The organism is Salinicola sp. MIT1003 (genome assembly GCF_001858555.1).
In the GTDB taxonomy this organism is placed as follows: Bacteria; Pseudomonadota; Gammaproteobacteria; order Pseudomonadales; family Halomonadaceae; genus Salinicola; species Salinicola salarius.
Genome location: NZ_MCAP01000026.1, coordinates 1 through 21158, shown reverse-complemented (window position 1 = coordinate 21158; position 21158 = coordinate 1). Strand labels below are relative to the sequence as shown.

23 protein-coding genes are annotated in these 21158 nt (G+C 59.9%); 13 read left to right on the top strand and 10 right to left on the bottom strand.

The window, feature by feature from the left end; genetic code table 11:
• From BC443_RS18920 to BC443_RS11615, 5 genes are all read left to right on the top strand, one after another.
• Positions 1-197 (top strand): hypothetical protein (locus BC443_RS18920; RefSeq protein ID WP_210766282.1); only part of this gene is annotated, 197 nt, incomplete at its 5' end.
• A 397-nt stretch (positions 198-594) separates the two neighbouring features.
• Positions 595-993: a hypothetical protein gene (locus BC443_RS11630; protein ID WP_071232012.1), complete on the top strand. Its 399-nt coding sequence runs from the start codon at positions 595-597 to the stop codon at positions 991-993.
• Positions 994-1006: 13 nt separating this feature from the next.
• Positions 1007-2173 (top strand): porin family protein, encoded by a 1167-nt coding sequence (locus tag BC443_RS11625; protein WP_247643270.1) that lies wholly within the window; start codon positions 1007-1009, stop codon positions 2171-2173.
• Positions 2174-2292: 119 nt separating this feature from the next.
• Positions 2293-4983 carry an EAL domain-containing protein gene (locus BC443_RS11620; protein WP_247643269.1) on the top strand — a complete coding sequence of 897 codons (2691 nt, stop codon included), beginning with the start codon at positions 2293-2295 and terminating at the stop codon, positions 4981-4983.
• A gap of 48 nt (positions 4984-5031) precedes the next feature.
• Positions 5032-5820 (top strand): PEP-CTERM/exosortase system-associated acyltransferase, encoded by a 789-nt coding sequence (locus tag BC443_RS11615; protein ID WP_071232008.1) that lies wholly within the window; start codon positions 5032-5034, stop codon positions 5818-5820.
• Between the two features lie 95 nt (positions 5821-5915).
• Here BC443_RS11615 and BC443_RS11610 read toward each other — a convergent pair whose 3' ends face one another.
• A complete protein-coding gene (locus tag BC443_RS11610; RefSeq protein WP_071232007.1) occupies positions 5916-6998 on the bottom strand; it encodes a tartrate dehydrogenase in 1083 nt (360 codons plus the stop codon).
• Positions 6999-7005: 7 nt separating this feature from the next.
• Entirely contained in the window at positions 7006-7887 is an 882-nt protein-coding gene (locus BC443_RS11605) for an alpha/beta hydrolase (RefSeq protein ID WP_083387355.1), read from the bottom strand.
• A gap of 116 nt (positions 7888-8003) precedes the next feature.
• Here BC443_RS11605 and BC443_RS11600 point away from each other — a divergent pair, with 116 nt between their 5' ends.
• A complete protein-coding gene (locus BC443_RS11600; protein ID WP_071232005.1) occupies positions 8004-8918 on the top strand; it encodes a LysR family transcriptional regulator in 915 nt (304 codons plus the stop codon).
• Positions 8919-9167: 249 nt separating this feature from the next.
• Here BC443_RS11600 and BC443_RS11595 read toward each other — a convergent pair whose 3' ends face one another.
• Entirely contained in the window at positions 9168-10055 is an 888-nt protein-coding gene (locus BC443_RS11595) for an ABC transporter substrate-binding protein (RefSeq protein WP_139284298.1), read from the bottom strand.
• Positions 10056-10280: 225 nt separating this feature from the next.
• The gene (locus BC443_RS11590; RefSeq protein ID WP_247643268.1) at positions 10281-11504 is read right to left on the bottom strand and encodes a TauD/TfdA family dioxygenase; all 1224 of its coding nucleotides are present in this window, start codon (positions 11502-11504) and stop codon (positions 10281-10283) included.
• A 237-nt stretch (positions 11505-11741) separates the two neighbouring features.
• Here BC443_RS11590 and BC443_RS11585 point away from each other — a divergent pair, with 237 nt between their 5' ends.
• Positions 11742-12614 carry a LysR substrate-binding domain-containing protein gene (locus BC443_RS11585; RefSeq protein ID WP_071232003.1) on the top strand — a complete coding sequence of 291 codons (873 nt, stop codon included), beginning with the start codon at positions 11742-11744 and terminating at the stop codon, positions 12612-12614.
• Between the two features lie 114 nt (positions 12615-12728).
• A complete protein-coding gene (locus BC443_RS11580) occupies positions 12729-13175 on the top strand; it encodes a hypothetical protein (RefSeq protein WP_071232002.1) in 447 nt (148 codons plus the stop codon).
• Positions 13176-13184: 9 nt separating this feature from the next.
• Here the strand turns inward: BC443_RS11580 and ltaE are convergent, their stop codons facing one another.
• Positions 13185-14195: a low-specificity L-threonine aldolase gene (gene ltaE, locus BC443_RS11575; RefSeq protein ID WP_071232001.1), complete on the bottom strand. Its 1011-nt coding sequence runs from the start codon at positions 14193-14195 to the stop codon at positions 13185-13187.
• 245 nt (positions 14196-14440) lie between these two features.
• Complete coding sequence (locus BC443_RS11570) at positions 14441-15016, bottom strand: hemerythrin domain-containing protein (RefSeq protein WP_071232000.1); 576 nt, start codon at positions 15014-15016, stop codon at positions 14441-14443.
• A gap of 231 nt (positions 15017-15247) precedes the next feature.
• Here BC443_RS11570 and BC443_RS11565 point away from each other — a divergent pair, with 231 nt between their 5' ends.
• The gene (locus tag BC443_RS11565) at positions 15248-15544 is read left to right on the top strand and encodes a YciI family protein (RefSeq protein WP_071231999.1); all 297 of its coding nucleotides are present in this window, start codon (positions 15248-15250) and stop codon (positions 15542-15544) included.
• A gap of 7 nt (positions 15545-15551) precedes the next feature.
• Positions 15552-15896 (top strand): hypothetical protein, encoded by a 345-nt coding sequence (locus BC443_RS11560; protein ID WP_071231998.1) that lies wholly within the window; start codon positions 15552-15554, stop codon positions 15894-15896.
• Positions 15897-15934: 38 nt separating this feature from the next.
• Here the strand turns inward: BC443_RS11560 and BC443_RS11555 are convergent, their stop codons facing one another.
• The 3 genes from BC443_RS11555 to BC443_RS11545 all read right to left on the bottom strand — a co-directional run bounded on the left by BC443_RS11555 (position 15935) and on the right by BC443_RS11545 (position 18738).
• Complete coding sequence (locus BC443_RS11555; RefSeq protein WP_071231997.1) at positions 15935-16801, bottom strand: CbiX/SirB N-terminal domain-containing protein; 867 nt, start codon at positions 16799-16801, stop codon at positions 15935-15937.
• 357 nt (positions 16802-17158) lie between these two features.
• A complete protein-coding gene (locus BC443_RS11550) occupies positions 17159-18451 on the bottom strand; it encodes a type II toxin-antitoxin system HipA family toxin (RefSeq protein WP_083387354.1) in 1293 nt (430 codons plus the stop codon).
• On the bottom strand, positions 18448-18738 hold the full coding sequence (locus tag BC443_RS11545) for a helix-turn-helix domain-containing protein (RefSeq protein ID WP_247643267.1): 291 nt from the start codon (positions 18736-18738) through the stop codon (positions 18448-18450). The genes BC443_RS11550 and BC443_RS11545 overlap by 4 nt, the downstream gene beginning before the upstream one ends.
• A 286-nt stretch (positions 18739-19024) precedes the next feature.
• Here BC443_RS11545 and BC443_RS19240 point away from each other — a divergent pair, with 286 nt between their 5' ends.
• The 3 genes from BC443_RS19240 to BC443_RS19235 are packed head-to-tail and all read left to right on the top strand — an operon-like array spanning position 19025 to position 19743.
• Complete coding sequence (locus BC443_RS19240) at positions 19025-19258, top strand: addiction module protein (RefSeq protein WP_071231994.1); 234 nt, start codon at positions 19025-19027, stop codon at positions 19256-19258.
• A gap of 3 nt (positions 19259-19261) precedes the next feature.
• Complete coding sequence (locus tag BC443_RS11535) at positions 19262-19576, top strand: hypothetical protein (protein WP_071231993.1); 315 nt, start codon at positions 19262-19264, stop codon at positions 19574-19576.
• A 35-nt stretch (positions 19577-19611) separates the two neighbouring features.
• Complete coding sequence (locus BC443_RS19235) at positions 19612-19743, top strand: hypothetical protein (protein WP_282097204.1); 132 nt, start codon at positions 19612-19614, stop codon at positions 19741-19743.
• Positions 19744-19838: 95 nt separating this feature from the next.
• On the opposite strand, the gene BC443_RS18250 is transcribed toward BC443_RS19235, so the two are convergent.
• Positions 19839-20930, bottom strand: a complete 1092-nt coding sequence (locus tag BC443_RS18250) for an OST-HTH/LOTUS domain-containing protein (RefSeq protein WP_083387353.1) — start codon at positions 20928-20930, stop codon at positions 19839-19841.
• Positions 20931-21158: the final 228 nt, after the last annotated feature.

Sequence of the window (21158 nt, the reverse complement as noted above, 5' to 3'; positions counted from 1 at the left end):
TACGCCGAGGTGCTCAAGAAATCAGTCGCTGGACCGAGCACCCTTCAATAGCGTTGCGCTTGGAACTTGAGACCGCCTTCTATCTATTGATCGGTTTTTACGTTATCTGGCCTTTATTCGCCCATTTAACAGGCAAATCTGAGATTTTCCTGGGTTTCCTATCTTTTTGGCGGGTTTCCGTAAATATCATCGATTAACAATGTCGGCGGGTAAGTTATGGCAATATGCTACGCTGCAAAAATATTTACCCGATAGGGCAATAGGGGAACATGAAGATAAAGGAATTGAAGATAAAGGAATGCTCGCCCGTCACAAGACGGTGGCAGGGAACGCCATGAGACTGAAATCGTAAGTCAGCTTACTTCGAAGCACATTAGCCCAATTGTAAAGTTCAGGGATCGCTCTTGATGCGATTATCGACATGCCAGGCTCTTCGATCAGTCACGCTGAGCGCTGCACCGAGATTTTGCCGCTCGGTATTTCCGAGATGGGACCGGGTTCGGATCGGAGGTCATCCTTGAAAACCTCAACGACAGCAGCAGAGTCAGGGAGTCATGACGCATGCGGAGGGGGTTGACCGGATGTCTGTTGCTCATGCTCACTCTCGTCTCTTTCTGCAGTCTCGCAGATGAGCCCGCAACTCTCGTTATCGCCAATCGAACCGTGCATCAGTCCGCTTTGCCGCTAGAGACGCTCAGAGCCATATTCGCGATGCGGCAAAGAACGTTGCCAGACGGACAAGCCGTCCATGTCTATGTATTACCCGACGACAATCCGGTCCACGAAGACTTTTCCAAGAAGGTACTGGGTGTCTATCCGCACCAGCTTCGTCTGGCCTGGGACCGTGCGGTGTTTTCCGGGACCGGGCAGGCCCCCAATGAAGTCGACGATGAAACCGAGATGCTCGAGGCTATCGGCTCCACACCTGGCAGCATCGGCTATATCCAACAATCAAGCCTGAATGATCAGGTTCGGGTGCTCGATATTGAATAGATTGAAGCGTGTCTTGATCGCCGCTCAGGCTGCCATAACCACGATAGGGGCCGCTGGCGCCCATGCGATGGAAACGGCGGATACCTTCCAGGTTCATGGCTTCATGAGCCAGGCGCTCATCGTGACCGATCACAACGATTTCTTCGGTTCCAGCAGTGACGATGGCGGCAGCCTGGAATATACCGAGCTGGGGCTCAATGCTTCCTTTCGTCCCTTCAGCCATGTCCTGGTTGCCGGTCAGGTGTTGAGCCGGAAAGCCGGCAACTACGGAGACGCCTGGCAGCCTGAGCTGGACTACGGCGTCGTGGATTATCAGCTGATCGCCGATGAAGAAAGAGCATTCGGAATACAGCTGGGAAGATTCAAGAATCCGTTTGGCTTTTATAACCAGACGCGTGATGCGCCATCGACACGCCCCAGCATCCTGCTTCCCCAATCCATCTACTTCGATAGAAGCCGATCTTTAGGGCTGGCTTCGGATGGGCTGAGCATTTACAACGAGGAGCGGTTCTCCAACGGCACTCTCTATATCCAGGGCGGTGTCGGCATGCCTCAGGTCAATAGCGACGCCGAGATTTCCCTGTCTCCCGATAATCCGTCTCTGGACAGCAAGCTCTCTTCGATCGGACAAGTGCTCTATGCCCATGACGGCGGTCGGATCAACGTGGCACTGAGCATGGCTCGGGTCAGGGCGGATTATCAGTCCAGACAGGAGCGGCAGGCGAAAGGAGAGTTCATTTTCCAGCCAATGATTCTGTCTTTCCAGTACAACGCGGAAAACTGGAGCCTGACGACGGAGTACGAATATCAGCGGAAGGAACTGAAGGACTTTGCGGTCTCTTCCTACAATGGAAGAGTGAATGGAGAAAGTGTCTATGTTCAATACTTGTACCGGCTCTCCAACCGCTGGCAATGGTTGTTGAGATACGACTATGCCGTCAGCGACAGAAACGACCGGGATGGCGAGCGCTTCGAGGCGTCCGGTAAAGGACAGGACTATTCACGATTTGCCAAGGACGTGACGACGGGCGTGCACTGGCGAGTGACTCCCAACTGGAACATTCAAGCGGAAATTCATCATGTCAATGGTACGGCCTGGCTGCCGAGGCAGGACAATGACGACGACAATACCGAACAGCACTGGAACATGCTGTTGCTGCAGACTTCGTTCAGTTTCTGATGTCACATCCTGATTCTCGTCCCTATCGACTCAGTCTGAAATGGCGGGCTTTCGCGCTGACCAGCCTGATACTGCTGGGGCTGGCGGTCCTCATCACGTGGATCAGCTACAAGAGCCTGATGGAGCAGTTTCAGACCCATCAGCAGGTCAACCAGCGCGAACAGCGCCACCAGATCGAGACGTCCCTGCAGAGTGCTGCCAACGAGTTGAAGCAGTTGGCCGCCGTCGCGGCTTCTTCTGAATCGCTCAATGACGCCCTGCTGTCGCTGAACCAGGCCGAGATTGCGGAATCTCTCCGAAACCAGTGGCCTACGCTGCAGCTGGATGCCGGGATCGACGAGCTGGTCATCTTCGGCCTGGACGGCGAGCTTCTAGCCGTCTATGGCGAAGACAACAACGGTAACGATAAACGGCCGTCCCGGGCATGGCTGTCGAAAGTCGTCGAGTCGGAACAGCCGCAGGATCTCCTGCTGTGTGCCGGCTCCTGCCTTCAGTTTGCGGCGGTGCCCATTCTCGTCCAGGGGGAAAATGCCGGCGTATTGATGGTGTCCCGATCGCTCGTGGATGTGATGAGTTATTTCCAGAGGAGCTCGGGAGACGATATCGCGCTGCTCACTCGGCAAGAAAGCGGGGCAACCCACGGTAATTCGGAGCGCGTCATACCCGAATGGGACTCCTATTCCCTGGCGCTGACGCATCAGGATATCGTGCTGCCGGTCCTCAAGGAGATCTCGCGCCGGGTATCGATCGAGGCCCTGATCGCCAGCCCGGAAGATATCGAATACGGCGGGCGCCAGTACGAGACGAGCATCATTCCCCTCGAAAGCGGAGAAGCGGGCAGCGCCAACCGTTCAGGCTATTTCGTCTCCGTCGAGGACGTCACCGCGCAGTTGGAGGGCATTCGGGAAACCACAGGAATGGTGTTCTTCGTTGCCCTGGCGGGATGGTTGTGTTCCGAGGCTTTCCTGCTCTTCCTTTTATGGAAACCCACGCTTCGAATACGAACGCTGAGTCAGGCCCTCCCCGGGCTGGCGAGAGGAAAATTCGCGGAACTGAGATCGCAGGTATCGCGTCATTCCGAAGGAAAGCCCAAGGATGAAATCGATGTCCTCGCGGATACTGCCGTCGAGCTCTCCTACCAGCTGGAGCGGCTGAAAGGCGAAGTCACTGCCCGCGGAGAGTTGCTCGAGCAGCAGGTCGTGGAGCTGGAGCGTGAACGGGATCTCGTCAGCGGCTTGATGAATACCGCCCAGGTTCTGGTCGTCGTCCATGGTGGCGACGAGATATTGATGGCGAATCGCTACGCCGCGGACATGCTCGATGCGTCCGAATCCAGACTGGTAGGCGGCTCCTTTGCGAAGACGTTTCAGCCCTTCGCAAGAGAGTTTCATAGTGGGCAGCAGGAGAGTGACCTGGTCACCCTGAAAGGAACGCGTCGAACGATTGCCTGGCACCATACGCCGCTGAATACCTGGGCCGATGGCAAACCCGCAACGATATCCGTAGGGCTGGACATTACCGACCGAAAAAGTGCGGCGCAGAGAATTTCCTGGCTGGCGAATCGAGACCCTCTTACAGCGCTCTACAATCGAAGCTATTTCGAGGGCGTACTGGCGCATGCCGTCGTTCGTGACATGCATGGTGCCATGCTCTACATGGATCTGGATCGCTTCAAGGAAATCAATGAACTGGGCGGTCATCAGGCGGGAGACGATCTATTGGTGCTCGTTTCCGAGATGTTCCAGAGACAACTCAGTCATGCCGGCACGATTGCCCGGTTAGGCGGCGATGAATTTGCCATTTTGATGGAAAATGCCTCCGCCGAGCAGGCCGTCATATTGGCAAATATCATTACCCAGAGTCTGGAAAAAATCAGTCTCGATGTGGATGGACAGAAGCACAGGGCCGTTGCGAGTATAGGTATCGCTTTGTATCCGGATCATGGCGCCACACCCAAGGAATTGATGGCGAGTGCCGATTTCGCCATGTATCGGGCCAAGGAAGATCCGGCGCAGCGATGGCATCTTTTGTCGGCGCAGGCGGACAAAGAGGTGCTGCAGGAACGGGTCTACTGGGAAGAGCGCATTCGCCACGCACTGGAGCATGAGGGCTTCGAACTCTGGGGCCAGCCCATTGCGAGTGTCGACGGTCTGAAGGTGAAGCATCACGAGGTCCTGCTGCGCATGCGTTCCTCCGATACGGGCGAGATCGTTTCGCCGGGATCGTTCATACCGGTGGCGGAGCGTAGCGGCCAGATCGTCAGTATCGATCGCTGGGTCATCTCGGAAAGCTTGAAAATGATGGGGTCCTGGGGCGACTCCGATCGGCGGCTGGCCCTCAACGTATCGGGCCAGTCATTGCACGATGAAGCGCTGACGGGGTTCCTCGAAAATGCGCTGAAGATGAGCGGCGTCTCCGCCCATCGGCTGGTCATCGAAGTCACGGAAACCGCTGCGGTCACCGACTTCGCCACGGCTCGCTGCATCCTGCAGAACATTCGGGACCTGGGATGTGCAATAGCCCTGGACGACTTCGGCGTCGGTTTCAGCAGTTTCTACTATCTGGACCAGCTGCCCATTGATTACATCAAGATCGACGGTTCCTTTATTCGGGACCTGCCGGAAAATAAACGTAGTCAAATGATCGTCAAGGCCATCGTCGAGATCGCGAAAGGGTTCGGCAAAAAGACCGTCGCGGAATTCGTCGATCGGGAACCTGTTTATAATATTTTGAAAGAGTACGGCGTGGATTATATACAGGGATACTGGTTGGGTAAGCCCCGACCTTTTAGCGAAAGCCTTGATGACTGACGACGCTCGCTTGAATACGGGACATTGGCTTGAACACGGGACATTGGGATGAGTCTGTACGATCAGTTTCATCAGCAGTTCGAATTCGTATTGGCAACCTCGGAAGCCGATAAACGGTACGTCTATCACTTGCGCTATCAGGTCTATACGTCCGAGTTCGGTCATGTCATGCCGGGGGAGCCCGAGCGGCAGCTGGAATATGACGAATTCGATCGCTCGGCGCTGCACTGCTTCATCCGCCACCGTGCGACGCAGGAACCCGTCGCCTGCATCCGCGTCATCTACCCCGGCTCCGGTCACGGGCTTCGTGAACTGCCGATCGAATCGAACTCGCGCGGTGAATTCTGCCATGCCGAACTGAATCCGGATCTCCTTCCCCGGGATTTGACCTGCGAGGTTTCGCGCGCCGCCATTCTGGGGCGTTACCGAAAGCGGCAGTCGATGCCGGATCCCGTAGCCGAGAACGAAGGGCCGATCTACCCGCGCACCGACAACGACTACAAGGTGGCTTCGCTGCTGGGCGTTTCCGTCTATCTGGCCTCGACCGTGATGATCGGTCTGATGGAGCGCCGCCATGCGCTGGCACTGATGGAGCCGAGGCTGGCCAGGCTGCTGGGGCGATTCGGGCTGGTATTTCTGCGAGTCGGCAACATTCAGCAGTTCAACGGCGTCCGTGCGGCTTACTACATCGACCAGCACCAGGCGGAAGGGGCGCTGAAGCCGGAACTGCAATCGTTCTATCGCGATATCGTCGGGTCGCTGTCGGCACAGTTCGGCGAACCGGTCCACCGTGGCGTCCAGAGCCGTTCTGCCGTGGCCGAGTACGCCGGCTCCTGAACACGACCCGAGCTGGAGTCTGGGGCCTACAGCCCCGGTCGGCATGATGCTTGTGCAACGGCGACGGCGATATGGATCGCCGTCGCCGTTTCGTTTCAACCGATGGCCGCGGCGATCTTCTCGCCCAGGCTGCGGGTCGTGCCCTGGCCTTTCAGGTCCGGCGTCAGCGCGGACTTGTCGTCGCTTGCCAGCACGGTCTCGATGGCGCTGACCATCGCGTCGCCGGCTTCCTTGTAGCCGAGATGTTCGAGCATCATCGCGCCGCACCAGATCTGGCCGATGGGGTTGGCGATGCCCTTGCCGGCGATGTCCGGCGCGCTGCCGTGGACGGGTTCGAACAGGCTCGGGAACTTGCCTTCCGGGTTGATGTTGGCCGATGGCGCGACGCCGATGGTGCCGGTACAGGCCGGGCCGAGATCGGAAAGAATGTCGCCGAAGAGGTTGCTGGCGACGACGACGTCGAACCAGTCCGGATGCAGCACGAAGTTGGCGGTCAGGATATCGATATGGAACTGATCGACGCTGACGTCCGGATAGCCTTTCGCCATCGCCTTCACGCGCTCGTCCCAGTACGGCATGGTGATCGAGATACCGTTGGATTTGGTCGCCGAGGTCAGCTTCTTGCGCGGCCGGCTCTGGGCCAGTTCGAAGGCGTATTTCAGCACCCGGTCGACCCCGGTGCGGGTCATCACCGTCTCCTGCATCACCGTCTCGCGGTCGGTGCCTTCGAAGATCTTGCCGCCGATGCTCGAATACTCGCCCTCGGTGTTCTCGCGCACCACGTAGAAGTCGATATCGCCGGGCTCGCGGTCGGCCAGCGGGCTCTTGATCCCCGGCATCAGGCGGCACGGCCGCAGGTTGATGTACTGGTCGAAATGGCGCCGGAACTGCAAAAGCGAGCCCCACAGCGAGACATGATCCGGCACCTTGTCCGGCCAGCCCACCGCGCCGTAGAAGATCGCATCGAAGCGTGAAAGCGTCTCGAACCAGTCGTCCGGCAGCATCTTGCCGTGTTCCAGATAGTAGTCGCAGCTGCCGAACTCGAAGTGCTCGAACTCGAGATCGATATCGAAGCGTTTGGCAGCCGCCTCCAGCGCACGCAGGCCTTCCGGCACCACCTCGGTACCGATGCCGTCGCCGGGGATGACGGCAATCTTGTGAGTCTTGTTCGGGGCCATGGATGACTTACCTCATGAAGTCGGTGATTTGTTGGAAGACCGCATCCGGCGCTTCCTCGGGAAGATAGTGGCCGCAGGGCAGGGTGCCACCCTCGACACTGTCTTGGGAGACCGCCTGCCATTCGGCGAGGGCGTCGAAGCAGCGTTCGATGGTGCCGAATTCGCCCCACCATACCCTCAGCGGCATCCGAAGATGCCGGCTGGCATCGCGGTCGGCGCGATCGTGTTCCAGATCGATTGTTCGAGAAGCGCGGTAGTCTTCACACAGGCTGTGAGCCGCGCCGGGGAGTGCCAGGCAGCGTTGATACTCGGCGATGGCTCGGGGATCGAATGGCCCCAGCCCGGCGTGACGGCCCCCCATGATCCGGGTGACATAATCGGCGGGCGCCGCTTCGATCCAGGATTCCGGTAGCGGCCTGGGCTGAATCAGGAAGAACCAGTGCCAGTAGGCAGTCGCGAAATCGAGGTCGGTGGCTTCGTACATCGCCAAGGTCGGCGCGATATCCAGCACCATCAATTTTTCGACCCGTTCTGCATGGTCCAGTGCCAGCCGGTGCGCGACCCGCCCGCCACGATCGTGGCCGCAGAGGAAAAATCGCTCGAAACCCAACGCCTGCATGACCGCGACCTGATCCTGCGCCATCCTCCGTTTGCTGTAGTTGAGGTGCTGCTCGTCGCCCTCGGGCTTGCTGGAATCGCCGTATCCGCGCAGATCGGTCGCGATCACGGTGTAGCGTGTGGCGAGACGCGGTGCGATGCGATGCCAGATGACATGCGTCTGGGGATGGCCGTGGAGCAGCAACAACGGCGGACCTTCACCGCCGACTACGCCATGAATGGCGATGCCGTCCTCTACATCGATGTCGAACTCCCGAAATCCGTCGAACATTGGCTTGGCCTCGGTGAATGGGCTTCTGGCTAGCTTTAGCATCAGTGTAGCCACTGACTGACGCGGGATAATCCGGGTAGAATTGAATCGACTCTTGCCTTGAAGTGGAGAATACGGTGGCTTCGATCGATGATCTCGCTTTCTTCCAGCGCATCGCCCAGGCCGGCAGCCTGACGGGCGCCGCCCGGGAGCTCGGGCTTTCCTTGTCGGCGGTGAGCAAGCGGCTGCAGCAAATGGAGGCGCGGCTGGGCGTATCGCTGGCGGCGAGAACGACGCGGCGCCTGGCGCTGACGGCGGAAGGGGAGCGCTACCTGCGGCGCGGGGCGATGATCCTCGATGATCTAAGCGATCTGGAAAACTCGCTGGGAGACCAGGACGCCATGCTCTCGGGGCGGCTGCGAATCAACGCCACCTTCGGCTTCGGCCGCCGACACGTGGCGCCGTTGATCTCGCGCTTTGCCGAGCGCCACCCGCGGCTGGAACTGCTGCTGGAGCTGACCAGCTTTCCGGTGGGACTCGACGAGCAGGGCTTCGATATCAACATTCGTGTTGGCGACCCGCCGGATTCGCGCTGGATCGCCCGGCGGCTGCTCGCCAATCGTCGGATACTCTGCGCCGCTCCCGGTTATCTGGCGCAGGCGCCCCGGCTCGAACGGCTGGAAGACCTGGCCCGTCATCGCTGCCTGATCGTGCGGGAAAACGATACCGACTATTCGCTGTGGCGGTTCGAGGCCACCGATGGCACGCGGCTCCAGCGCGCCATTCGGGTTCAGGGCCGGCTTGCCAGCAACGACGCCGAAGCCATGACGCGGATGGCACTGGACGGCCACGGCGTGCTGCTGCGCTCCTGGTGGGATGTTCACGAGCATCTGGCGAGCGGCGAGCTGGTGGCCCTGCTGCCCCAGTGGCGGGGAATCCGCGCGGACTTCCATCTGCTCTACAGCGAACGGGCCCGGGAGAGCGCACGGATCCGGCAGTTCGTCGACTTCATGACCGCGGAAATGGCCGGCCGCGTGCCTGCGCTGCCCTGAAGGCGGCTACCGGATGAGGCGGTCGACCGGGGCGGGCGCCAATCGCGGACAAAAAAATGCCCACCAGGGGATGGTGGGCAAGTAAGGGATCATTCAAGGGAACACCTACTCAGAGTGCCGGGTGTTCCGTTAGTTCCGAGAGACGGCAAAAAAATCGGCATGAATTTGTAACGGTTTTTTGCTAGCGCCGTTTCCGTCTCGCGTCTCGATGCCGGCGCCTGGATTCAGAAGGAGCCAGTCTTCTCGACTTCAGAAGGAGAAAGACTTCTCGACTTCAGGCCATGCGGGATCGCCGCCCTGGGTCTTCACGCCTTCCAGCATCTTTTCCACGCGCTCGGGATGCTGCTCGATCCACGCCTTGGCGACCTCTTCCATCGGCTTCTCTTCCTGTCCGTACTGCTTGATCATCCAGCTCTGCTCCTCGGCAGAGAACGAGAACTGATTGAAGAAGGTCACCAGATTCGGATGAGCATCGGCATAGTCGCTCGCCATCAACGTGCGCACGTCGCTGGCGCCGTTGCCTTCGCCGAACAGGTTCTTGGAATCGCTGAGATAGCGCATGGGGAGTTCGAGGTTCATCCAGTGCGGTGTCCAGCCGACCCAGACGATGGGCTCTTCGTTGGTGATGTGGCTCTTGGCGGCGCTCAGCATGCCGACCGTGCTGGTATCGACCAGCGTCCAGTCGCCCAGCCCCCAGGCGTCTTCATCGATCGCCTTGTTGAGGATTTCGCTGGCGGCGGAACCGGCGCCGAAGCCGTAGATCTCGCCCCGGAACTCGTCGCGATGGGCATCGAGATCGGCGAAGGAGGTGATGCCGCTATCGTAGACGTAGTCCGGCACGGCCAGCGTCATCTGCGCGCCGGTCACGTTGGTCGCCAGGCGGGTAATGCTGCCGTCGGCTTCCAGCGGCTCCAGCATCGGGTTCTGCGCCGGCAGCCAGGCGCCCAGGAAGACATCCACGTCGCCGGTATCGAGCCCCTGATAGATCACCTGCAGGCCGATGTCCTGCGTCTTGCCTTCATAGCCCAGCGGCGCCAGCAACTGCCGGGCGATCTCGGTCTTCACCGTGATGCCGGGCCAGGACGGCACGCCGAAGTTGACCTGCTGGTCTGCCGCCATGGCGGCGCTCGTGCCCATCAGGGCGAAACCGGTTCCTGCGATCAAGCCGGTGGTCAGCGTCAGGGCGGAAATCGTCATCGGTCGTTTCATTTGTTGTCTCCTGTCGTTCCCTCAATTGGCGTATCCCGTTCCGCGAAGGCGGACAGCCTGGCGGAAATGCACCGGGATACACGCAGAAAAGCCGCCCGGTCATGAAGTTCACGACCTCGGGCGGCTCGTATCAACGTCGTGCCGCGCGTCGGTTCACCGCGACAGCACTCGTAGATGTGATTGCAACATGTCCAGATCGAGATAGGTACCCTGGAGATGGCGCTTGCCGGTGTTGGGGTCGAAGGCGTTGCGACCGTGCAGCACGCGGCGGTTGTCGAAGGCGACCATCTGGCCGGGGGCGAGCGTCAGCTCCACGCGCCCCTCCGGGCGGCGCAGAATCTGCCAGAAGGCGCGGTAGGCGTCGTACCAGGCCTCGATCCGATCCAGCGGCAGGCTCAGCGTGTCGCGAATCCAGTTGTTGAAGCGGATCTCGCGGGGGCGGCCTTCGGCATCGAGATCGATGACCGGCTCGCGCACGGCGATATCGTGGCCGTCGTCCTGGAAGCGGAAGTCGATGGGCGTCTCCGACAGCACCCGGAACGCGTCCGGCTTCTCGGCGCGCAGGATCTCGGCGGCCGCAAAGCCGTCGGCAAAGCTGGATTCGCCGCCCTCGGCATCGTTCTCGAGGCAGTAGAGCAACTGGATGTCCGGCGGCTGCCGCCAGTTGGGCAGGTCGGTGTGCAGCTCGAGCCCGATCGCGGTGTAGGCCGCGTTGTTCGGGTTGGGGACCGAACGCACGTCGAACCGGCCACCGAAGTTGGTCGAGCGCATCGGGCCGATGCTCTCGGCAATGCGTGAAACTTCTTCCAGTTCGCATGGCCCCCGGTCGAGCATGACCAGGCCATCGCGCAACAGGGCGCTGACCCAGCGGCTGCGGCCCTCGCTGTCGCCGACAAAATCGGCATGTTCGACGTGCTCGGGGGCGAAGCCCGCGCGCCACGGCGTCGGGGTGGGCAGCAGTGTCGCCAGCTCCTCGCCGGGGCAGCGCTGATAGAGCCAGCCGGCATCGAAGCGCGACACGTGGCCGTCCTGCCAGACCAGCGTCAGGGAGCGCGCATCGAACTCGAGCGACGCCAGCGCCTCGTCTCCCTCGAAGCGCTCCCACAGCGGATCGTCGAGCAGCTTGTAGAGGCGTTCGCGCGTCATCGGGTGGCGGCACTGGTCGCAGGCGCAGTGATCGCGCAGCCACATCAGCGGAAACTGGCCGGACCGACCATCCGACCAGCTCAGCGTCACTCGACGCGCCTGCCCGACTGCGCTCTCGAGCTCGGCGGCCGGCGCGCCGGCGCCCTGGCGGTAGCGGCGCAGTTCGGCCATGTCGATGGGTTGATCACCGCGATGGGCATGGGTCTCGTTAAAGGCGTTTCCGGATGACAAAAGGCACTTCCTCGATGGCTGACAGCGCCATCTTTGTTAACAACGTGTGTAGATGAGTGTCACAAGGATGCGGATTGCGCCGAGACATGACAAACGATTAATCTGACCGCAAAGGCCAAGCTGAGCTAATGGCCGACTTTGGCTATTAGACTTACGAACCACCGCTAGACGTACGGACCACCAGATCCGAGATCCATTCTGACGAGATTCATTCTGAAGAGGGCGCCGACGAAAACCATGTCCGAACTCCCCCCGGTATTGTGGCTGCAGGCGTTCGAAGCGGCGGCGAGAACGCTGAGCTTCACCGAGGCCGGCCGAGAACTCGGCGTCACCCAGTCGGCGATCAGCCAGCGCATCCGGCTGCTGGAAGATCGCGTCGGCCAGTCGTTGTTCGTGCGCTATCCGCGTAGCCTGGCGCTGACGCCGGCGGGGCAGGCCTGGTTGCCCAGCGTTCAGGGCGCGTTCACCCGCCTGGCCGAGGGCACGTCGGAAGTCTTCGGCCCCAGCCCCGGCGCGCCGGTGACGCTGCGGGCGACGCCGGCAATGCAGCAGACCTGGCTGGCGCCGAGATTGATGCGATTCCAGCAGATGCACCCGGAGATCACCCTGCGGCTGGTCAGCGCGATCTGGGCGGACGACTTCGGGGCGGAAGGGGCCGATCTGGAGATTCGCTACGGAGACGGCGAGTGGAACGACGTCACTGCCGAATGTCTGGGGGAAGAGCGGCTGTTGCCGGTCTGCTCCGCCGCGCTGGCGGCGGAACTGCATACGCCGGAAGATCTGGCGGGCAGGACGCTGCTGCATGCCGCGGGGTTCGCTGCCGGCTGGCCGCGCTGGCTGGCCGAGGCGGGCGTCGCCGGGCTCGAGCATCGCTGCCAGGCGATGATCTGCGACACCCACGTGACGACGCTGGCGCTAGCCTCCTACGGCGGCGTCGCGCTTTCCCATCGCCGCCTGCTCGAAGCCAGCCGCGATCTGGTCGCGCCGTTCGAGCTCGACATGGCGACGGACGAAGCGTTCTGGCTGGTCCGGCCCAGCCGCCGCCAGTTGCGCCCGGCAGCCGCCGCGCTGTGGGAGTGGCTCTCCCGGACCCGCGAATCCGCACCCTGAACGCATCACGTATCCCGCGGCGAGCGCTACACTATGTCCATGGAACGTCATGCCCGGCTGACGCCGGGCGCAGGCAGCATTCCCGTAGGTGAGATACCCACCCGGAGGTGGATCATGCGCATCTCTATCATGCCCGTCAGCCGTCGCCGCACACTGGCCGTCACCTGTCTCGCGCTGGCGATTGCCGGCACGGCGCTGGGCAGCGCGCCCGCCGTTGCCGATGGCGTCACGGTGGTCGATCCTCAGACCGGCCACCGCGTGAGACTGCCGGACAACGACCGCGATGGCCGTGCCGACTACGTGCCCAGGCACATGGACATCAATGTCAGCCCCAACCTGATCTACCCACGGGAAACCCGCGAGCGGCTGCCCAGCGGCGGTGGTTCGATCTGCCGGGGCAACGATGGCGGTTCGACCATTTCCACCGCCCGCCGTACCTGCGATCCGAATGCGCCCGCCGGCGACGGCGGCCCCCAGGCGGCGCCGAACGCGGCACCGAACCCGGGCGCTTCCTCGACGCCGACCCGGCCGAACAATTCTTCATCCACCCGGCTCGACTGAGCCGGGCGGTCAGGCGGTGAAGTACTCGTCGAAAGCGGCGACGACGCGATCGATGTCGTCCATCGACACATCGCGATGGGTCACGAAGCGCGGCGCGTAGAGCGCACCGACCAGAATGTCGCGCTCCTTCAGCCAGGCGTGCAGCCGAGCCGGATCGAACGCCGGGCGAGTGAACTCGACGAACACCATGTTGGTCGCCTGCGCCGTCACCGTGACGCCGTCGATACCGGCCAGCCCCGCAGCCAGCCGCTCGGCCTTGGCGTGATCCTCGGCGAGCGGTGCCAGATGATGCTCCAGCGCGTATTCGCACGCCGCTGCCAGCATGCCGACCTGGCGCATGCCTCCGCCGACCACCTTGCGCCAGCGCCGTGCCGTCTCGATGAACGCCGCCGGCCCCACCAGCACCGAACCGGCCGGTGCGCCCAGCCCCTTCGAGCAGCAGATCGAGATCGTATCGAACGGGCTGCAGAGCGCCTCCAGGCTGGCCCCGGTAGCGGCCGCAGCGTTGCCGATCCGCGCGCCATCCAGATGGGTCGCCAGGCCATGACGCCGCGCCAGCGCAGTGGCCGCTTCGACATAATCGGCAGCCAGCACCTGGCCGTGGAAAGTATTTTCCAGCGTCAGCAGGCGCGTGCGGGCAAAGTGCGGGTCGATCGGTTTCACCGCCGCCTCGATCTTCGCCAGCGGCAGTGTGCCATCCGCTTCATTCTCGATCGGCTGCGGCTGGATCCCGCCCAGCACCGCCGCGCCGCCGCCTTCCATGCGATAGGTGTGCGCCTGCTGGCCGACGATGTACTCGTCGCCGCGCTGGCAGTGGCTCAACAGCGCCACCAGGTTGCTCTGCGTGCCGGAAGGGAAGAACAGCGCCGCCGCCTTGCCGGTACGCTCGGCGATATAGGTTTCCAGATGGGCCACGCTCGGGTCGTCGCCCCATACGTCATCGCCCACTGGCGCATCGAACATCACCTGACGCATCTCCTGGCTTGGCCGGGTGACGGTATCGCTGCGAAGATCGATCATGGAATCTGGCCTCTTCATGTCGTTGAACGGTGTCGAGAAGGATTGTACAGCCGACGGCCGTGATCCCGCGCTGGTATCGACCCGATCCAGCACGGCATGGCACGGCAAGAAACGACGCGAACGACTCGCCCACCGAGCTTCGAATAGGGGGCGAATGCCATCCGTAACGACAAGATATGACTACAAAAGCCCCGGATCGGCATGGTCCGGGGCAGTAGCAAGGTCGCGATTTGCGGGCGGCGAGTCTAGCCGGTGTGGCGTCCCGTGAGCTTGTCACGGAGCCGGTCGATCATGCCGACGCCTGGCCCGACACTTTTATGAAACAGCTCGGAGTGCGGTGCGCTGGGGTGAGGGCGAGTCGGCGCCAGGTGCTTGGCCTTTTGCACCTTGTCGCCCATTTCCACGAGTTGTTCACTGGAGAGGTGAGCGCGCAGTTTGGGAAACTGGTCGGACTCCTCGTCATCGGCGTGGTGACGCAGCTGCTTGTCCAGTTCCTGCACCAGCTCCATGAACGCCGGATCGGCAGCATCGGCCTCTTCCAGCTTCTTCATCACCTGCACGATCTCGTCATGTTCCTGCTTGTCATGCTCGACCTCTTCCTTGCCGCCCGGCAGATCCTTTTCCATCACCGGGTAGACGTACATCTCTTCGGCAACGGCATGACGCATCACTTCTGCTATTGCCGTTTCGACCAGATCCCGGCGTTGCTCGACATCTTGAGTCTGCGTCGCCCGGGCCAGCAGCTCCGTCATCTCTCGGTGATCGGTCGTCAGGATGTCGACGACATCCTCGTTCGGTCTAGTCACGTTATCGGTCGTCATTATATTCCCTCCTTGGGATTTTCTTCCTGAGCCCCGATTCGAAGCCCGATTATCCACCTCGATTTTCGACCTCAGTTCTCAAGATAGTCACGTTCCGATATCCGGTCCAAGCGGGGAACGACCCCATTGCCGGGCGCTGACCGTGCGATCGGGAGGCGGATTGTCTCTTCAGGCGGGCTGACGCATGATGCGAGTCGTCTTCGATGAACCACGAAACGACAGGAGCACCGCATGAAACAGTACGCCGTAGTGGCCTATGACTACACGGACGATGAAGCGCTCGAGCGCCGGCTGGCCCATCGCGAAGCGCATCTGGCAGGGGTTCGTGAGCTCGTCAGGCAGGGGAAGTTTCTCAGTGGCGGGGCGATCCTGAACGATGACGGCAAGATGATCGGTTCCAACACGCATTTTCGTTTCGACGACCGCGCCGATCTCGACGCCTGGCTCGAAACCGAGCCCTACATGACCGGCCGGGTCTGGGAGCGAGTCGACATTCGCGAAGTGAAGCTCTTCGATCCCAACGCCTGAGGGCAGCATGGCAGACAACTCCTCATTGCCCGCGCAGGTTCGCCACTACCTCGAGACAGTGCCTCGCGAAACCCTGCCGCTGACCTACCAGCAACTCGCCGAGGCGTTGGCGCTGCAACCACCGCGCACCATTCAGCGCGTGGCTCAGGCACTGGAGAACCTGATGCGCGAGGATGCCCAGCACGACCGACCCTTCATCGCTGCGCTGGTCGTCAGCCGGCGCGGGGAAGGGCTGCCCGCGCAAGGCTTCTTCGATCTCGCGGTGGAACTGGGGAGATTTCCCGCCGATCCGGCAAAGCATGCCGAGGCCTGGCGGGAGGAGTTCGAGCGGGTGCTGGCAGCGATGAATTAGCCTTCGAGGTCAAATGCCGACCCAAGCCGAAGCGCGGGTCATGCCTCCTTGGCGCCGATCGCCGGCAGTTCTGTCAGTAGCGGCCCACCGGCCAGCGCTTGCCGTAGGCGAGTGGCGAGGAGTTCCAGGATGGCGTCGTTCTCGCCCACCAGCCGGGTCGTCACGACATTCAGGCCGGGGGCGCGTGACATCGCCTGCGCGCAGATCTCGGCAATATCGCCGCCTTCGCCAGCGTGACGGCCGGGGGAAAGAAACAGCATGGACAGGACCACATCGCCGTCAGCCAACTCGGTCGACGCCAGCAGATCTTCCAGCAATGGCTCGTTGAATCGGTAGGCGTCGCCGTCACGGCGCTCCATGGAAGCGAAAGTGACGCAGTCGACCTCATTGGCCAGCAGCGCGCTCAGTTGCCCGGCGAGATAGTTGCGCACCGCCGTGACCTCCGGAATCGGGCTGCCGTGATCGACCAGCACGACCTTCGGTCGCGACAGGTCGGTCATGCGCTCGCGCACGTTGTCTGCCAGCAGTTGCGCCAGGCGCAAGTCCGGCGCCAGCAGCGTGTCGACCAGCGGCGGGGCGACCTTCACCGAGAGCTGCGGATAGCTGGCCTGCACCTCGGCCAGACGCTCCGGCAGATAGCGGGTCAATGCCTGACTGGGGCCGAAGAAGAAGGGCAGTATGATCAGTTCCGTGCCGCCCTCCGCTGCGTAGCGCTCGGCCAGTGGCCCCACCGTGACGGCCTTGCGCCCGCCGAGCGCCTCGGGCGGAATCTTGAAGGAGTGCAGCAGCGATGCGGCCTCGACCGCCTCGCCCGTGGCCTGGCTCAAGGCATCGGCAAGACGACGCAGATTGAGCGTCGCCTGAGGGCGCAGGGAACCGTTGTCGACGAGCAGTATCTTTCGCATGGGACGTTATCTTTCGTGGAGCCATGAAACTGGCGCGGACGGGCGGAAATGTGGATTGTCAGCGTGGCTGACGGTGGCGCTCATCACACTACCGTGCCGGCGTTCGGGTCAAGTCGCCTAAGCTTTGTACGGAAACTGTCTGCGCTCGGCAATACGGCGTTAAAAATCGGCTCGAGATGCTCATTTACACCCCGTAAACTGGTGCGCCAGCCCGGTCCGTCTTCGCCGATTTTTGCTTTGTCTTGTCTTGTCTTGTCTTCGCTCGCCGACTTTTCGTACAAACCGTAGAAGTAAAACCTCGCCTCGAGGTGAAGCGTCGGAAGCAAGAGTTGATGTCCCGAATTTTGCTGACAGGCACTACCAGCGCTCGGCGCGGCGGCACTGCTTTTGGATGTGTTGACGCTGCTGCTGCAACCTCGTCCAGCCTTTATCTTCGAGGCCCGCTTGCTGCAGCTGCTGCTGAAGCGTGGAGGAATCGGCCAGATCGGTGAGCGTGGCAATCATTTCCTGAATCTGGCGCTTCACGAACGGATAACTGAAACGGCACTCCTCGGCAAAAGCCTGCCAATCGCGCGGTAGCAGCTGCATCGAATTGAACTGCTCGCCGATCGAGAAGGCTAGATCCGGGTCGTAACCGAGCACGATGGTACCAACGAGGTCATAGACTGGAGCGATCTGCCAACGGCCACGAGCGTCCTGCAATAAGGACACGTTCTTGGCGTGGCCATCGCTGTTGCCGACCAGGACATTGAATATCTGCCAGCGGAGCAGCTGCTGGATGGAAGTCGCCGAGGGGCGGCAGGCTTCGCGGACTGCTTGCACGATCTCTCCGAAACGCGGGCCACCGTAAGCCTGATATTTCTGGTTGCGCGACAGCCCCATGGCCTGACACAGATCCTCCTGATGGACACGTTCGACATGCGCGCTCTCAATACCCAAACGATCATAGCGTTCGACGATCAAGTAAGGATGACGGCCGGCATAAGCCATCGTGGTCGCCGGGCAGGCCAGCCCTCCCAAGCGCGCCAGGTTGTTCAGATAAAGCTCATTCAGGATGACTTGCTCACGCCCTTCGACGGCGAATTTCAGAATATGGGTAGAGGGCTCGACGCCCGAAGGTAAGTAGAGCGTATCGTCCCACAGCCGCAACGGAATCTTGTCCTGCGCGCCGGCCAGCGAGAGACGAGGGCGCCTGGCCGGGTCGCCGTCGCCCATCAGCGCATACCGCTCACGAGCACCGGCCCATTGCGCGAGCCGATCAAGCGGCAACTCGCGGTAGTCGTCATCCGTTGGGAACGATGGGGCTCTTGTCGGCGGCGTTTGACCGATCGGGAGGATCGTCAGCGCACCGGCGCAGTCACCGCCGATGGCGGCCAGTAGCGAGAAGTCATCATCCGGAATGCCAAGGCGCTTGATCAGCGCCGCTCGGGCCTGCTCTTCGGGCAATAAATTCGCGAACCAGTGATGCGCGATCAGATCCTCGGGCTGCCAAGCCTTCTGGCTCAGTGGCAGGCTGTGTGAAATGGCGTGCCCGTCTTGTCGCCAGGCATCGTCGTACTCGAAGCCCATCAGTCGGCCATCACCGCCGCGCCACAAGGCTCCTACGCGCTGCGTGCCACGCCATACGTTTAGCGAATCCGGTAATGTCATGACTCGGTCTCGTCCGGCGGGCTAGCGGACAGCTCGATGCCCAACGTATCGAGCACGATCAATATGCGGCCCAAGCCGCAGGACTCGCGGCCGTTTTCCAGCTCACTTAGAAAGCGGATGCTCAACCCGCAAAGGCCCGCGAGGGTTTCAAGATTCAACCCCTGTTGCTTGCGCGTACGACGAATCAACTGCCCGAGTGTCTTGGCATTGTGGATGGGAACCGCATGGGGTGAGGGCATGCTTGAGCCTTTCACGGCAAGAAGAACGGGTCGACGAAAAGCCAGCATAGACGAATTTTCCCAATAGGGATAATTTATGCAAAACAGTAAGCTAACGCACAGAATTTTCCCGATAGGGAAAGATAACCAAAAGGCGGGCTGATGGCGCTTTTATTTTCCCTAACGGGAAAGTAGGTGGCCTCTTAAACGGAAAGATCAGGCGAGGTGAATATAATGCCACTGAGCACGCGCGGCTGCGTCATAATTGCGAAACCGCAATGCCGTTGCCGTGACTGGCCTTGTTAGGGCTTTTCAGACGGCATAGCATAACTTTATCGCTACTCGTGGAGGCGTCATGACTACCGAAACGCTGGATCACCTACGCTCCCAGATTTCGACTCTCTCCGAGTCGGAACGTGCGGCGTTGGCTCGCGAACTCATCATGAGCCTGGATGGCCCCCGTGACGACTCCGTTGAGCAAGCCTGGAACGAGGAAATCGTTCGCCGTACATCCAAGGCCAAAAGCGGCAAGGGCACAATGTTGAGTCGCGAAGAATTCCGAACCAAGATGCGGGCGAGACTGGGCTAGTAAGTGCGAACAGTAAGAATACTCGAAGAAGCCTCTCAGGAAGCGATGGAGGCTGCAGCTTGGTACGAATACGAGCAACCCGGACTCGGAGCAGAGTTTTTCGTTGTCGTTGAAGCCGCCATCGACGTTATTGAAGAAAACTCCATTCCATTATCACCTCTCCCGAAAGAAGCTGGCGAAACTGGTGCAAAGCGGCTGATCTTGGAGCGCTTCCCGTTTGACGTTGTCGCGATTGAGTTGCCGGAAGAAACCGTCGTTATCGCCTTTGCCCATCATTCCCGAAAACCTGGCTATTGGCTGGGACGTAGTAGGCCTTGACAGGTATCAGTGTGGCCCAGGCATCGGAGAGCTTGATGCGACCGGCCCTCATCGCCGCGGTGGTCGTCAGCCGCCGCGGGGAGAAGCTGCCGGTGCAGGGCTTCTTCGGTCTGGCGGTCGAGCTGGAACAATTTCCCGCCGATTCGATGCGACATACCGAAGCTTAGCGGGAGGAATTAAACGCTTAATAGTTTTTGTGAATTTTTATATCCGCCGAGAACAGGCCTAGCGGAATACTGGTGTGTCTACTTGAAAAAGTTCTTTATAAAGCCGAGTTTTTAAGGGTTTTTATATATATTTCTACCGCACTTGGGTTTTTTGGCTGTGGCTTTTTAGTCGTCTCGAATCCATCCAGAGATTCGACCAGTTGTGACATTTTTTTGAACCCAAAGTTTTTGACGCTAAAAGATGATACGTTTTTGTTAATCCACGCGCCGACGTCAGATAGTTTTACCCATTCGTTGCAGCCTTCTAATTCTTTGGTTGCTCTTTCTAAGATAGTTTTAGCCTCTTCTGTCGTGCAATTTAATTCTTCTTTTCTTAGCTTTTTTAATATTTCAGGCTTTCTAGGTTTCGTCACATTTTGTGTGCTATCTTTCAGGAGTAGGCCTGTTATTCTTCCGTTAAAAGTTATGGCTGCTGCCGAATGTGCTTTGAGAAGATGTTTTTCTAGATTTTTAGGGTTGAGTGCGACGTCGCAAATGTTACAGTTTATCAGGGCGCTACTCTGGGGTTTTTGGTGTTTATTAAATTCAATAGTTTGCTGCTCGAAATATATTTCTCGGCTAATTCTGGCCATGCTTCCTTGCATGCTGAACTTAATGCTTGGCTTCTTTTCACTCCAAAGCTCTTTCGTAGATATATCAATAAAGCAAAGCTCACCCGCCAATATTCGTGCATCGCCTGTAACTGTTAGGGAGTAAATATTTTCCCCTGCTAGCCAGCCTTTTATATTTGTAGTCGTTGACCTTGGAAATGTTGTTGCTTGAATGATGGTGAATAGCTCTGTTGAACTTGTTCTGTGCTTCCTCTCGTCAATAGTTTGTGCTAAAAAATTCCTTCTACCAGAACTTTCTGTTTCGCTATCAAAACAAGCATGTTTATACCATGGGTAAGACAGTGGAAGGTCTAACCAAACAGAACCGCCATTGTGCCTTATGAAAAATACGTCGCTTCCACACATCGGGCAAGTTGTTTTATGGTTCAATGTTTCAGGTCGAGAGTGTTTTTTCTCATTTGAGTTCAGCTCGTGCGAATGAAGTGCTTTCCAGCCACCTGGGCTTTTCCCTTTATGACCGTCACCTCCCCAACCGCATCTACAGTTTGCAGGGTGATTCCAAGCGTTGCATCCCATTCCATTAATCCATCTTGAGGTTGAAGAATTGTGACCCGGTACGCGACCTTTTTGTAATCGGTGATAACATGAAGCGGGTGTTAATGCTAGATGTTGCGGGTTGGGAACGGAGCTAACATGTTGAGCTAAATTTCTGGTGAAGCATAAACTAGGCGGTCTCAATGACCAAGTGCAACACGTGAGCCATCAGGTACGGTGTTGCCATGACTTACTGCTATCGCCATCTCT